General features: G+C 70.3%; 9 protein-coding genes. 6 read left to right on the top strand and 3 right to left on the bottom strand.

Going from position 1 to position 13,678, the window contains the following annotated elements; all coding sequences use genetic code 11:
- Nucleotides 1–32 precede the first annotated feature (32 nt).
- The 5 genes from JIX56_RS02710 (at nucleotide 33) to JIX56_RS02690 (ending at nucleotide 8,745) form a co-directional block, all read left to right on the top strand.
- The gene (locus tag JIX56_RS02710; protein ID WP_257537141.1) at nucleotides 33–3,122 is read left to right on the top strand and encodes a glycoside hydrolase family 2 TIM barrel-domain containing protein; all 3,090 of its coding nucleotides are present in this window, start codon (nucleotides 33–35) and stop codon (nucleotides 3,120–3,122) included.
- Nucleotides 3,123–3,311: 189 nt separating this feature from the next.
- Nucleotides 3,312–5,555: a glycoside hydrolase family 9 protein gene (locus tag JIX56_RS02705; RefSeq protein WP_257537140.1), complete on the top strand. Its 2,244-nt coding sequence runs from the start codon at nucleotides 3,312–3,314 to the stop codon at nucleotides 5,553–5,555.
- A 126-nt stretch (nucleotides 5,556–5,681) separates the two neighbouring features.
- Nucleotides 5,682–5,927: a hypothetical protein gene (locus JIX56_RS02700; RefSeq protein ID WP_257537139.1), complete on the top strand. Its 246-nt coding sequence runs from the start codon at nucleotides 5,682–5,684 to the stop codon at nucleotides 5,925–5,927.
- 3 nt (nucleotides 5,928–5,930) lie between these two features.
- Nucleotides 5,931–6,308, top strand: a complete 378-nt coding sequence (locus JIX56_RS02695) for a toxin Doc (RefSeq protein ID WP_257537138.1) — start codon at nucleotides 5,931–5,933, stop codon at nucleotides 6,306–6,308.
- Between the two features lie 607 nt (nucleotides 6,309–6,915).
- Nucleotides 6,916–8,745 carry an RICIN domain-containing protein gene (locus tag JIX56_RS02690; protein ID WP_257537137.1) on the top strand — a complete coding sequence of 610 codons (1,830 nt, stop codon included), beginning with the start codon at nucleotides 6,916–6,918 and terminating at the stop codon, nucleotides 8,743–8,745.
- A gap of 262 nt (nucleotides 8,746–9,007) precedes the next feature.
- Here the strand turns inward: JIX56_RS02690 and JIX56_RS02685 are convergent, their stop codons facing one another.
- The 3 genes from JIX56_RS02685 to JIX56_RS02675 all read right to left on the bottom strand — a co-directional run bounded on the left by JIX56_RS02685 (nucleotide 9,008) and on the right by JIX56_RS02675 (nucleotide 12,708).
- The gene (locus JIX56_RS02685) at nucleotides 9,008–10,165 is read right to left on the bottom strand and encodes an alpha-hydroxy-acid oxidizing protein (RefSeq protein WP_257537136.1); all 1,158 of its coding nucleotides are present in this window, start codon (nucleotides 10,163–10,165) and stop codon (nucleotides 9,008–9,010) included.
- Between the two features lie 120 nt (nucleotides 10,166–10,285).
- Entirely contained in the window at nucleotides 10,286–11,887 is a 1,602-nt protein-coding gene (locus JIX56_RS02680; protein WP_257537135.1) for a purine-cytosine permease family protein, read from the bottom strand.
- A 233-nt stretch (nucleotides 11,888–12,120) separates the two neighbouring features.
- A complete protein-coding gene (locus JIX56_RS02675; RefSeq protein WP_257537134.1) occupies nucleotides 12,121–12,708 on the bottom strand; it encodes a hypothetical protein in 588 nt (195 codons plus the stop codon).
- Nucleotides 12,709–13,070: 362 nt separating this feature from the next.
- Here JIX56_RS02675 and JIX56_RS02670 point away from each other — a divergent pair, with 362 nt between their 5' ends.
- Nucleotides 13,071–13,505: a protease inhibitor gene (locus tag JIX56_RS02670; RefSeq protein WP_257537133.1), complete on the top strand. Its 435-nt coding sequence runs from the start codon at nucleotides 13,071–13,073 to the stop codon at nucleotides 13,503–13,505.
- Nucleotides 13,506–13,678: the final 173 nt, after the last annotated feature.

Raw genomic sequence — 13,678 nt, 5'->3', positions numbered from 1 at the left:
CGTCCACCCGCACGTTCGACGAAGGGAACAGCATGACTGTCACACGCAGGTCCTTACTCATCGCGGGCACCTCCGCCCCGATGGTGGGAGCGTTGGCGGGCACCGCGGCCGCCGCGCCCCAGGCGAGACCCTCGTCCGCCGGCCGGGCCGTCCCGCTCCGCGACGGCTGGCGCTTCGTCCTCGTCAACCCGGGCGGCATCACCGACCCGACCGGCGAGTACGCCGATGCCGCGACCCCCGGCCATGACGACTCGGCCTGGCGCCGGGTCGCCGTCCCGCACGACTGGTCCATCGAGTTCGCCCCGACCACCGAGCACGGCACCACCAGCGGCACCGGCTTCTTCCCCGGCGGCCTCGGTTGGTACCGCAACACCTTCACCCTGCCGTCCGCCCTCGCCGGGAAGCGGATCTCCGTCGAGTTCGACGGCGTCTACATGGACTCGTACGTCTACTGCAACGGCACCGAGGCCGGCCGTCACCCCTACGGCTACACCGGCTTCGCCTTCGACCTCACCGACCTGCTGCACACCGACGGCACCACCGAGAACGTCATCGCGGTCAAGGTCCAGAACCGCCTCCCCAGCAGCCGCTGGTACTCCGGCAGCGGCATCTACCGCGAGGCCCGCCTGGTCGTCACCGAGCCGGTGCACGTGGCGCGTTGGGGCACCTACGTCACCACGCCGGACATCACCGAGGAGCGCGCCCTCGTCCGCGTCCGGACCTCCGTGGTGAACGCCTCCGGTGAAGCCGCCGACGTCGAGGTCGTCTCCCGGGTCGTCGATCCCCGAGGGCGCACCGTGGCCCGTACGTCCTCCAAGGTGAACGTCACCGACACGGCCACCGAGTCCCACGAACTCACCGTCCGGGAGCCGAAGTTGTGGGACTTCACGGCCCCGCACCGCTACACCCTGAAGACCGAGCTGCGCGTCGCCGGCAGAACCACCGACACCCACCGCACGACCTTCGGCATCCGCACGTTCCGCTTCGACCCGGACGAGGGCTTCCACCTCAACGGCACTCATCACAAGATCAAGGGCGTCGACCTCCACCACGATCTGGGCGCACTCGGCGCCGCCGTCAGCGCCGACGCGATCCGCCGGCAGATGACGATCATGAAGTCGATGGGCGTCAACGCCTTCCGTACCTCGCACAACCCGCCCTCGCCGGAGATGATCGAGATCTGCGAGGAACTCGGCATCGTGATGATGGTGGAGGCCTTCGACTGCTGGAGGAGTCCCAAGACCCGCTACGACTACGGCCGTTTCTTCGACGAGTGGGCCGACCGCGACGTCACCGAGATGGTGCTGGCGGCCCGCAACTCGCCCGCCGTCCTCATGTGGTCGATCGGCAACGAGGTCTCCGAGTTCACCTCCACCGTCGGCCTCGCCATGGCGGACCGGCTGATCACCGCCGTCAAGGCCTCCGACGACACCCGCCCGATCGTCATCGGCTCCCACCGCCACCGCAGCGTCCCCGCACCCGGCACCCCGGGCGACCTGATCCTCGCCAAGCTCGACGGCCTCGGCCTCAACTACAACACCGCCAAGTCGGTGGACGCCCTGCACGCCCGCTACCCGAACCTCTTCCTCTTCGAGTCGGAGTCCTCCTCGGAGACGTCGACCCGCGGCGTCTACCAGGAGCCGGAGCACCTCAACACCGGCGAGAACCACACCCCCGGCAAGCGGGGAGTCTCCTCCTACGACAACAACCTCGCCTCCTGGACCATGAGCGGCGAGTACGGCCACAAGAAGGACCGGGACCGGAAGTGGTTCGCCGGGCAGTTCCTCTGGTCGGGCATCGACTACATCGGCGAGCCCACGCCGTACGACGTCTTCCCGGTGAAGGCCTCCTTCTTCGGCGCGGTCGACACGGCCGGCTTCCCGAAGGACATGTACTACCTGTTCCAGAGCCAGTGGATCAATGAGCCCATGGTCCATCTGCTGCCGATGAGCTGGAACCACGCGGAGGGCGACACCGTCGAGGTGTGGGCGTACGCCAATGTCGACACCGTCGAGCTGTTCCTCAACGGAAAGTCGCTCGGGGCAAGGAAGTTCGACGAGAAGAAGACCGTCGACGGGCGCCCCTACCTGGAGACCACCGAGGCGACCGGCGACGACAAGACCTTCACCGACGGCCCCTACCCCGGCAGCTACACCAGCCCCAACGGCAGCGCGGGCAAGCTCCACCTCAGCTGGAAAGTCCCGTACGCGCCCGGCGAGTTGAAGGCCGTGGCGCGCCGGAACGGCAAGGTCGTCGCCACCGACGTCCTGCGCACGGCCGGCGAGCCGCACGCCGTGCGTCTGACCGCCGACCGCAAGTCCCTCGCGGCGGACGGGCGTTCGCTGGCCTTCGTCACCGCCGAGATCGTCGACGCCAGGGGAGTGGTGGTCCCCGACGCCGAGCGTCTGATCTCCTTCGACGTACAAGGAGGCTCCCTCGCCGGCCTCGACAACGGCCGCGAGGAGAGCGCCGAGCGCTACCAGGCCAGCACCAGGACCGCGTTCGGCGGCAAGGCGCTCGCGATCGTACGGGCTGGCGTCGAGCCCGGTTCGGTCACGGTGACGGCGCAGGTGGAGGGCCTGCGCACCGGAAAGGCGACCGTGCGCGCCACCCCTGCGCGCGGTAGGTCGACGACCCTGGCCGCCGAGTTCGGGCCGGACTACCCGGCCGCCGTCAACTACCCCCATGCCGATGCCAGTTACTCCGGCCGCCCGGACACCCTGCCCGCCGCCATGCTCGACGGCGACCCCGCCACCGGCTGGTCCAACGCCTTCCTCAAGGCGGCCACGGCCCTGTTGCCGGCGTTCAGCGGCGCGCGGCCGGAGGACTGGGTGTCGGTCGACTGGGAGAGGGCCAGGACGGTCGACCGTGCCGAGGTCTCGTTCACCGTCGACGCGGGTCACACGCTGCCCGAGACCGTCGAGGTCGAGGTGTGGGACGGCAAGCGCTACCTTCCCGCCGAGGATGTGAAGGTCGACTGGGCCACGGCCTCCGACGCCCCCACGGTGATCACCTTCACCCCGCTGCGCGGCGCCCGGATCCGGTTCACACTGACGAGCCGCCATCCGGGCGAGGCGCGCGGCGCGGTGCGGATCAGCAGGCTGGACGTTCTCGCAGTCTGACCGCGTGTGGAGACGCCACTTCGGTCCGGACGCGAAACCAGTCCCGTCCGGACCGTTGACGGGCTGTCATCTCTCTAACAGCATGGCCAACGTCGACATCTGGGAGCGCTCCCACGTCATCCGTCACACGCGCCCTGTGCCACGACCCGTCACCGCTGTGCGTCCCCACCTCCCCCGAGGAGCCCAGACGTGAAACGACGCAAAACGACCCTGCTCGCCCTTACGGCCCTCCTCGCGGCGGCGCTCACCGCGCTGCCCGCCGGGTCGGCCCAGGCCGAGGAGGTCGAACAGGTCAAGAACGGCACCTTCGACACCACCACCGCCCCCTGGTGGACGACCGCCAACGTCAGCGCGGCCCTCACCGACGGCCGCCTCTGCGCCGACATCCCCGGCGGCACCACCAACCGCTGGGACGCCGCCGTCGGCCAGAACGACATCACCCTCGTCAAGGGCGAGTCGTACCGGTTCAGCTTCTCCGCGTCCGGCACGCCCCAGGGGAACATCCTGCGGGCGATCGTCGGCCTGTCGGCGGCGCCGTACGACACCTACTTCGAGGTGAGCCCGCAGCTGAACGTCTCGGGCGACTCGTACTCGTACACCTTCACCTCGCCCGTCGACACCGCGCAGGGCCAGGTCGGCTTCCAACTCGGCGGCAACGGCGACCCGTTCACCTTCTGCATGGACGACGTGTCGCTGCTCGGCGGAGTGCCGCCGGAGGTGTACGAGCCCGACACCGGGCCCCGGGTGCGCGTCAACCAGGTCGCCTATCTGCCCGCCGGGCCGAAGAACGCCACCCTGGTCACCGACGCCACGGCGAAGCTCCCCTGGCAGCTGAAGAACGCCACGGGCGCCGTGGTCGCCCACGGCCGGACCACCCCGCGCGGCCTCGACGCCTCCTCCGGGCAGAACGTCCACTCCCTCGACTTCGGCTCGTACCGCAAGCGCGGCACCGGCTTCACCCTGGTCGTCGACGGCGAGACCAGCCGCCCGTTCGACATCGACCCGGCCGCCTACGAACGCCTGCGGCTCGAGTCGCTGAAGTACTACTACACCCAGCGCAGCGGCATCCCGATCAGCGACGACCTGCGCCCCGGCTACGGCCGCGCCGCCGGCCATGTCGACGTGGCACCCAACCAGGGCGACGGGAACGTGCCCTGCCAGCCCGGCGTCTGCGACTACACCCTCGACGTGACCGGCGGCTGGTACGACGCCGGTGACCACGGCAAGTACGTCGTCAACGGCGGCATCTCCACCTGGGAGGTGCTGAGCACCTACGAGCGCGCCCTGCACGCCCGCACCGGGCAGGTCGACAAGCTCGGGGACGGCTCGCTCGACATCCCGGAGAGCGGCAACAAGGTGCCGGACCTGCTGGACGAGGTCCGCTGGCAGCTGGACTTCATGCTGAAGATGCAGGTGCCGAAGGGGCAGCCGCTCGCCGGCATGGCCCACCACAAGATCCACGACGAGCAGTGGACCGGCCTGCCCCTGATGCCCGCCGACGACCCGCAGAAGCGCGAACTGCACCCGCCGAGCACCGCGGCCACCCTGAACCTGGCCGCCACCGCCGCACAGGCGGCCCGGCTCTACCGCCCGTACGACCCCGCCTTCGCGGCGAAGGCGCTCGACGCGGCCCGCACGGCCTGGGCGGCCGCCCGGGAACACCCGGCCGTCCACGCCTCCGAGAGCGACGGCATCGGCGGCGGCGCCTACGCCGACAACAACGTCACCGACGACTTCTACTGGGCGGCCGCCCAGCTCTACCTCACCACCGATGAGAAGGCGTTCCAGGAGTACGTCCTCACCTCACCGGTGCACACCGCCGACATCTTCGGCCCCATCGGCTTCGACTGGGCCCGCACGGCCGCCGCGGGCCGGCTCGACCTCGCGACCGTCCCGAACAAGCTGCCCGGCCGTGACAAGGTCCGCCAGTCCGTGATCAAGGGCGCCGACCGCTATCTGGCCACGCTGAAGGCCCACCCGTACGGCATGCCGTACGCCCCCGACAACAACCTCTACGACTGGGGCTCCAACCACCAGATCCTCAACAACGCGGTCGTCATCGCCACGGCCTACGACATCAGCGGGGCGGCGAAGTACCGCGAGGGCGCGCTGCAGAGCATGGACTACCTCTTCGGCCGCAACGCCCTGAACATCTCCTACGTCACCGGCTACGGCGAGGTCGACGCCCGCAACCAGCACAGCCGCTGGTACGCCCGCCAGCTCGACCCGGACCTGCCCAACCCGCCGGCCGGCACGCTCGCGGGCGGCCCGAACTCGAGCATCCAGGACCCCTACGCACAGGGCAAACTCCAGGGCTGCGTCGGCCAGTTCTGCTACATCGACGACATCCAGTCCTGGTCCACCAACGAACACACGATCAACTGGAACGCGGCGCTGGCGCGCATGGCGTCGTTCGTGGCGGACCAGACCTGAGTTCTTCCCGTGCCCCTGTGCGGCCGACGTCCTCCGGGACGTCGGCCGCCGTGCTTCGGTACCGCACTCCATACCACTTGACCTGCGACTATTTACGGGTAAGTACCCGCGCGGTACCGTTGGTGCATGCCAGCTCTGAATGTGGAGTTCAGCGACCGCGAGCTTGAGGACCTGCGGCAGATAGCCAAGGAGCGCGGTACGTCGATGAAGGCGCTCGTGCGCGAGGCGGCCGCGGCCGACATCGTGCGACACCGGGCGCTGAAGGAGGGCGCGGAGGCCTTCCGCGAGTTCTTCACCGCGCACGCCGACGAGTTCGCCGCCGCCTTCCCGGACGACGAACCCGCCGCCAAGGTGGAAGGACGGGCCGTCTGACCGATGGCTTCCGTCATCCATATCGACGTGCCCTGGCTGCTCCAGCGCCACGAAGAGGTCATGCCCGAGCAGCCCACCATCAACGACTTCTCCGCCCTCGTCGCCGCCGTGGCCCGGCACCGCGTCGACCCGCCGCGCCTCGGCGTGGACTCCGACCCGGCCTGGCGGGCCGCCGCGCTGCTGCACACCCTCGCGCTGCTCAAGCCCCTGCCGGCCGCCAACGCCCGCTTCGCCTGCGCGACGGCCGTGGCGTACATGTTCGTCAGCGGCGTCGGCATCGACCCGCCGTACGGGGCGCTCGTGGACCTCGCGCGCGATCTGCTCTCCGGGAAGACGGACGTCTACGGGGCGGCGGACCGGCTGCGGTCCTGGCAGATCTGAACGTCCCGGGCGGTCGGCCTGACCTGAGCGGTCCGGCCCTCAACCGCCTCCCTGTCTGGGCGAGTTGAGGGAACCGGCCCCCCGGGGCCGCCGACCGAGGGCGGGAGGAACAAGGTCGGCGGCCCGTTTCGCGCGGGAGAGCCGCCGTTCCGCGCGGGGCCTTGGAGTTGGCCGATTTCAGTGAACAACGAACCACCTGTGTGCCGACAGCGTGCGCGGGTCACCGGGGTGTGCGTACGGTTCACACGGGGTGCTTGAGACCTTGAATGTCAGAGATCCGGAAGGCTTCGTTCTGCGAAGCGGAAGCATTCGTACCGGTCATCTGACCTGCTTTTAGTGATGCGGATGTTGCCCAAGTGCCTTGTTAGCCATGAGTAACTTGTGCAAGGGTGAACTTCCTGCGCATGGGCAATGGCCCGGCCAAAAAAGGCCACTTGGCTTTTTCTGGTCGCCGATGGGCCCAAAAGGCTCAAGGACGACGGTCATCGTGCGGCTCGGTCCCCGGCCGCTTTCCCGGCGCCCGCCAAAAAGGTACGCACCAATCCAGGGCCCTTTTAGGCGGTCACAACTCCGTGTGCCATCTTGCGCCTTGGAAGGAACCCGCTCTGTGCACACCCCCCACCCTCCCCGCCCCACTTACGCGCCCGCTCCCGGGCCGGTTCCCGGAGAGTCCGACGAGACTCTCGCCGCCCGGCTCAGAGGCTGGCCGGAAGGCGGCACCGGTGATCCCGTCGCGCTGTTGATGGCGCGGCACTGGCAGTCGACGTACGACTACGCGGTCATCTGCCTCGCCTCCGGGTCCGCTGTCGCCTCGATGGTGACCGCGACCGCCTTCCATCGGGTGCTCGACGGGCTGATGAGGGGCGAGTCGGGCGTCGCCCTGCGGCCCCGACTGCTGGTGGCCGCGCGTGACACCGTCAAGGAATGGTCCGAGGAAGGGGGCGTGTCCGGTGTGCTGCCGGACCTGCGCAAACCCGCCGGCGGGCGCGGTATGCGGGCGGCGAAGTCCATGACGCCCGAAAATCGCAAGCTCATCGAGCGCTCTTTCCAGGCCCTCCCCGCGGTCGCCCAGTGCCTGCTGTGGCACACCGAAGTCGAGGGCGAAATGATAACCATACCCACTGGTCTGCTGGGGCTGGACGTCGACAGCGCGGCGGCCACCCTGGAACAGGCACGCGACAAATTCCGTGAGGGTTGCGTCCGCGCCCATCGGGAACTCGCGCCGTCCAAGGATTGCCGCTTCTACAACCGGCTGCTGGACGTGCCGATTCGCCGCGGCGGCGCCCTGCTGCCGGATGTGCAGCAGCATCTGCTGGAGTGCCGCTACTGCCGTTACGCCGCGGAACAACTCAGTCATTTCGAGGGCGGGCTCGGCGGGGTCATCGCCGAAGCCGTACTCGGCTGGGGCGCCCGGCGCTATCTCGACTCCCGGCCCGGCCGGATGCCGCAGAAGGGGAACTCAAGACGCCCGGGGAGCGGCGGCCGGCACCGCCTGCTCTCCCAGATCCCCGCGCAGCGCCGCCGGATCACGTCCGGAGCGCGCAATCCCAGAGCCCTGCTCACCGTCGGCGTGTCCTCCGGAGCGCTGCTCGCGGCCGTCCTGGGCGCCGCGTTGCTGTCGGACAGCGGCAGCGGTGCCGATCCCGCCGCCTCCACCAGCGCCGGCGGGGGCGTCGCCACGGCGCCGGACACCGGCGACCAGAGCACCGGAGACACCGCCTCGCCGACTCCGCCCACCAGCGCCGGGCGGCCCACGGCACCCCAGACGACCCGGCTGCGCAACCAGGCCGCCGACCTGTGCCTCGACATCCAGGGCGGCGAGGCCGAGAAGGGCGCCTCGACCGAGCTCGCGGTGTGCGACTCCGGCTGGACCCAGAAGTGGTCGTACGAGGAGGACGGGCTGCTGCGCAGTGTCGCCGACCCCGAGCTGTGCCTGGACTCCCAGGTCGACGCCGGTGTCGTCGTCCTCGGCATGTGCGCCGACGAGGACTCCGAGCGGGGCGACGATGTGCGCTACGACTTCACCGCGCGGGGCGAGTTGCTGCCCCGGTGGGGGGAGGGGCTCGCCGTCGCGCCCACCACCACGGATCCCAAGGCCGACATCGTGGTCAAGGTCCGCGACAACTCCGACACGCAGCGCTGGCTCACCGACGGGGTGACCGCCAGCCCCGAGTCGCTCTCCGTCTCCGGTTCCGAGGCGCCCACGCCCGAGACGGAGACGGTCTCCGAGGAACCGGACGATGCCTCTCCGACGCCGGGAGAGAAGAAGTCCGACTCCCCGGAGCCGAGTGCCTCCCCGGAGGCCGGGCAGGGCGGCTCGATCCTGTCGATCGGCGACGGCGCGACGACGGAGCCCGAGTCCGAGACCGATTCCGGGTCCCTGCTGCCCCTGACGTCGCTTCAAGTGCCGGACCTTCTTCCGGGGCTGGGCCTGTAGGCGGTCACCTGGAAGCGTTCTTCGCCCCCGCCGCCCCTACCCGTCCCATCCCCAGGGGCTGCCGCCCCTTCGACCCCGTACGCGGGAGAGCTCGGGGGTGGGGATTCGTCGGCGGGTGCGGGTGGTGTGTGGTTGCTCGCGCAGTTCCCCGCGCCCCTTAAAAGCCCCGGGCGTGACCCATGCCGTCAAGGGGCGCGGGGAACTGCGTGACCAGCCCCCAACCGCCCGCACGCATCCACGCACCTCAGACACCCCTACCCCACTACGCCAGGCTGTCCGGGCCGACCGTCGTGGGGACGCGGTGGCCGGTGAGGGCGAGGGTGAGGTCGAGGTCGGCGAGTAGGCAGCGGATGACGTGGTCCACGCCCGCCTGACCGTCCAGGGCGAGGCCGTAGGCGTACGGGCGGCCGACGAGGACCGCGCGGGCGCCCAGGGCCAGGGCCTTGAAGATGTCGGCGCCGGTGCGGACACCACTGTCGAAGAGGACGGTCAGGCGGTCGCCCACCGCCCGGGCGACCCGCGGCAGGGCGTCGGCGGCCCCGATGCCGCCGGCCACCTGCCGGCCGCCGTGGTTGGACACGACCACACCGTCCATACCGGCGTCCGCGGCGAGCCGGGCGTCGTCGGGGTGGAGGACACCCTTGAGGACGATCGGCCCGTCCCAGTGCTCGCGCAGGAACGCCAGATCGGGCCACGTCTTGCCGGGGTCCCCGAACATGCCCGCGAAGTGCAGCACGGCCGCGTTCGGATCCTCGTGGACCGGCTTGGCGAGGCCGGCCTGGAACGCCGGGTCGGAGAAGTAGTTGGCGGTGCCGACGCCGTGCAGGAACGGCAGATACGCCCGATCCAGGTCGCGGGGCCGCCAGCTGAGCAACGGGGTGTCGAGGGTGACGACGAGCACGGAGTACCCCGAGGCCTTGGCCCGCTCCAGGAAGCTCCGGGTGACCTCGCGGTCCTTCGCCCAGTACAGCTGGAACCAGCGCTCCGCGTCGCCCAGCACCTCCGCGACCCGCTCCATGGGCGTGCTGGACGCCGAGGACAGGATGTACGGCACGCCCTGCGCGGCGGCGGCCCGCGCGGCCGCGGACTCCGCCTCCGGGTGCACGATCGACAGCACGCCCACCGGAGCGAGCGCCAGCGGCGCGGGCAGCGCACGGCCCAACACCTCGACGGACAGGTCCCGTTCACTCACGTCCCGCAGCAGCCGCGGCACGATCCGGTGCCGCTCCAGGGCCGCCCGGTTGGCACGGGCGGTGCTGCCGTCGCCCGCGCCGCCCGCCACATAACCGACCGGCCCGGCGCCGAGCCGATGCTCGGCCAGTTCCTCCAGCCGGGTCAGATCGGTGGGCAGCCGTGGCACGGCCCCCGCCATCCCGCCCAGGTAGATCTCGTACTGGAAGTCCGCCCAGTGCTTCGCCATCCGTCCGACCCGCCCCTCGCCGTCGAGAACACCCTGTGTCGCCGATGATCCTGGCGAGCCGGGCGGACGGCGTCCACCGTCATACACACATGGCCGGAACGCGGCGGTTCAACTCCGCTCTCAGCTCCTCTCGGTGGCGAGTGCCGGTGACGTCGTGTCCGTCGGTGCCGCGGGGCCCGTGATCGGCGGTACCGGCACGTCGGCCGTGCGGGCCAGGCGGGCGCCTTCGGGGCCGTACACCGCGCGGGGTTCGGGGAACAGGCGGAGCAGGGTGAGGAACAGGACCGCCGACACGACCAGCGACAGCGGGAGGCTGATGTCGACGCCGCCCGCGAGATCACCGAGCGGGCCGACGAACTGGCCCGGGATGTTGGTGAACAGCACACCGAGCACCGCCGAGACCCACCACGCGGTCATGCCGCGCCAGTTCCAGCCATGGGCGAACCAGTAACGACCGCCTCGCTGACGGCGGTTGAAGACCTGGAGGGCCTCGGGGTCGTACCAGCCGCGCCGGGTCCAGAAACCCAGGATCATCACGACCATCCACGGGGTGGTGCAGGTGATGATCATCGTGGCGAAGGTGGAGATGGACCGGACGAGATCGAGGCCGAAGCGGCCGACGAAGATGAACGCGATGGACAGCAGGCCGACCAGCACCGTCGCCTGGACACGCGACAGCCGGGGGAAGACGGACGAGAAGTCCAGGCCCGTGCCGTACAGCGAGGTCGTACCCGTCGACAGGCCGCCGATCAGGGCGAGCAGACACATCGGCAGGAAGAACCAACTCGGTGAGATCGCCAGCAGTCCGCCCACGAAGTCGGGGGCCGCCGGATCGACGTACTGAGGGGCCTTCGCCGCGATGATGCTCGCCGTGGACAGGCCGAAGAGGAACGGCAGCAGTGTCGCGATCTGGGAGAGGAACGCGGCCCCGATGACCTTGCGGCGCGGGGTGCTCGCCGGGATGTAGCGCGACCAGTCGCCGAGGAACGCGCCGAACGACACCGGGTTGGACAGCACGATCAGCGCCGCGCCGATGAAGGACGGCCAGAACAGCGACCGGGTCGCCGCGTCCGCCGAGTCCGTGAAGACACCCGCGTACGACGGGTCGAAGTCACCGGCGAAGGCGATCGCGCCGAGCAGGAACAGCAGGCTCGCCGAGGTCACCGCGACCTTGTTGACGAAGAGCATGAACCGGAACCCGTACACGCACACCGCGAGGACGAGCACCGCGAAGAGGGCGTACGCGACGACGTACGACGGTGTCGAGCGCTCCAGGCCGAAGAGCCGGTGCGCGCCGCCGACCAGGGCGTCGCCGGAGCTCCACACCGAGAGGGAGAAGAACGCGACGGCCGTCAGCAGGGAGAGGAAGGAGCCGACCACACGGCCGTGGACGCCCAGGTGCGCGGACGAGGAGACGGCGTTGTTGGTGCCGTTGACCGGGCCGAACACCGCCATCGGGCACAGGATCAGCGCGCCGGCGACGACCCCGAGGAGGGTGGCCGCGAGCCCCTGCCAGAAGGAGAGACCGAACAGGATCGGGAAGGCGCCCAGCACACAGGTGGAGAAGGTGTTCGCACCGCCGAACGCCAGCCGGAACAGGTCGAGCGGTGTCGCGGTGCGGTCCGCGTCGGGGATGCGCTCGACGCCGTGCGACTCGACCTCCGTGAGGGACGGGGGCGGGGCGGCGGGGGAGTGGGCGGAGGTCGGGGGCTTCTCGGGCAAGGGGGCTCCAGCGGGGGACCGGCGGTGAGGCGTGTGGTGGCGCTGTGGGCAGGAGGGCCGGTGTGCCGCCGGGTGTGCGACAGGAGCGGGAGCCGTCCTCATGGGGTGAGGCGACGTTAAGGGTGCACGTCAAGCAGGCGCCAGGGGGCGCTTCATCCACCTTGTGGCGGTGAGGTGGACGAATCATCCACATGTTCACCTGAGGGGTAGTCCAGCTGTTCGCCCTGTTTGCCTCATTCGTCTGTCGGCTCGTCTGTCGGCTCGTCCGCCGGTGATGTGGGCGCCCGGTCATTCCCGGCTGTCGTGTCCGGTCCCTGCGCCCGTACCCGCTGGACGTGCTCCAGCGACTCGCGCAGCTCGGTGAGCCAGTCGTCGGTGTGCCGCTGGACCAGGCGTACGCACCAGGCGAGGGCGTCGCTGCGACTGCGGGCGACGCCGGCGGCGATGAGGGTGTCGAGGACCTGGCGCTCGGGCTGGCGCAGCCGGGTCATCACAGGGGCGGCGATGTGGGTGAACAGGGCACGCTCGCCACCGCACTCCACACCCCAGGAGACCTTCTTCCGGAACCGGTGCTCCGCCTCGCGGGCCACCTCGATCCGGTCCTCGCGGGTCCGTTCCCGGAACTCCTGGATGCGGCCCTCGACGGCCGCCGCACGCTCGCCGGCCGAGGCGCCCTCGGTCAGCCGGGGCTCGGGAATGCGGCCGACGACGGTGATCTCCTCACGGTCGACCGTCACCGCCGCGAGGCTCTCGAAGAGATCGTCGGGCAGTCGGCCGACGAACCAGCCGCGTAGCTTCTCGTTCTGCTCCGTTGTAATCATGTAATAACGATTACTCCGCAGCGTCATGAACGCAAGGGGTCGTGCGGCGGTCCTCCCGGAGTCCGCCGCGAGCTGAAGCGGAATGTTTCAGGCCGATTGCCCGGCCATGGGGATTTGGCCATCCGCAAACGCCGGACGATCAAGAACCGCTCAGATTCGGGGTTTGCATGGTCGAATTCCGTGACTTCTCGCCACTGATTGAACACTCAAAGTTACCGAAACCTGTGGGGTCGATGTGTGTTCCGGTGTCGGACCCGGCAGACTCGCGCTCGCCGATCCGGCACCGATCGGACAGGCTTCGCATACGCGACAGATGTGGCGAAGCCGTCCGGACATTCCCGCAGAGCGGAAGGATGCACACCATGCCGAACACCGCGCGTTGGGCCGCGACTCTCACCCTGACGGCCACCGCCGTCTGCGGCCCCCTCACGGGGTCCGCGCTCGCCGCCCCCGAGCCCGCCGCGTCGGGGCTCTACGCCCCCTCGGCCCTGGTCCTGACCATGGGCCACGGCGAGAGCGCGGCCGCCGTCACCCCCGAGCGCGCGGTCACCCTGACCTGTGCGCCGAAGGCCTCCGGCACGCACCCGGCGCCCCTCGACGCCTGTGCCGAACTCCGTGACAGCGGCGGGGACTTCGACGCCCTGGCCGACAGGGCCGGGGCGATGTGCAGCAAGCAGTACGACCCCGTGGTCGTCACCGTCCAGGGCGTCTGGCAGGGCAAGCGCGTCGCGTACGAGCGCACCTTCGCCAACGAGTGTCTGAAGGATTCCGCCGCGAGCGTCCTTTACGCCTTCTAGGCGCCGACCGCTTCGCGTGCGGAGGGCCGCTTCGCGGCCCGGAGACCGGGGTCGCGTGGCCCCGCGAGTGATGAGCGAGGGCCCGTGGCTGGGGAGCGCGAGCCCTGTCGCGGTGTGTCACGCGATCCCCGTCCGGGGGTCGGCCGAGCGGAGTGGGGCCGCCGGCCGACCCC

Source organism: Streptomyces sp. CA-210063, from assembly GCF_024612015.1.
Lineage (GTDB): Bacteria > Actinomycetota > Actinomycetes > Streptomycetales > Streptomycetaceae > Streptomyces.
The sequence above is the reverse complement of the archived record's forward strand: the minus strand, read 5'-3'. Positions and strand labels throughout refer to the sequence as shown.

Coding starts and splice junctions, on each gene's coding strand:
- JIX56_RS02695 (WP_257537138.1), top strand. CDS start 5,931: ATGGCTTCCGTCATCCATATCGACGTGCCCTGGCTGCTCCAGCGCCAC.
- JIX56_RS02700 (WP_257537139.1), top strand. CDS start 5,682: ATGCCAGCTCTGAATGTGGAGTTCAGCGACCGCGAGCTTGAGGACCTG.
- JIX56_RS02710 (WP_257537141.1), top strand. CDS start 33: ATGACTGTCACACGCAGGTCCTTACTCATCGCGGGCACCTCCGCCCCG.
- JIX56_RS02675 (WP_257537134.1), bottom strand. CDS start 12,708: ATGATTACAACGGAGCAGAACGAGAAGCTACGCGGCTGGTTCGTCGGC.
- JIX56_RS02685 (WP_257537136.1), bottom strand. CDS start 10,165: ATGGCGAAGCACTGGGCGGACTTCCAGTACGAGATCTACCTGGGCGGG.
- JIX56_RS02670 (WP_257537133.1), top strand. CDS start 13,071: ATGCCGAACACCGCGCGTTGGGCCGCGACTCTCACCCTGACGGCCACC.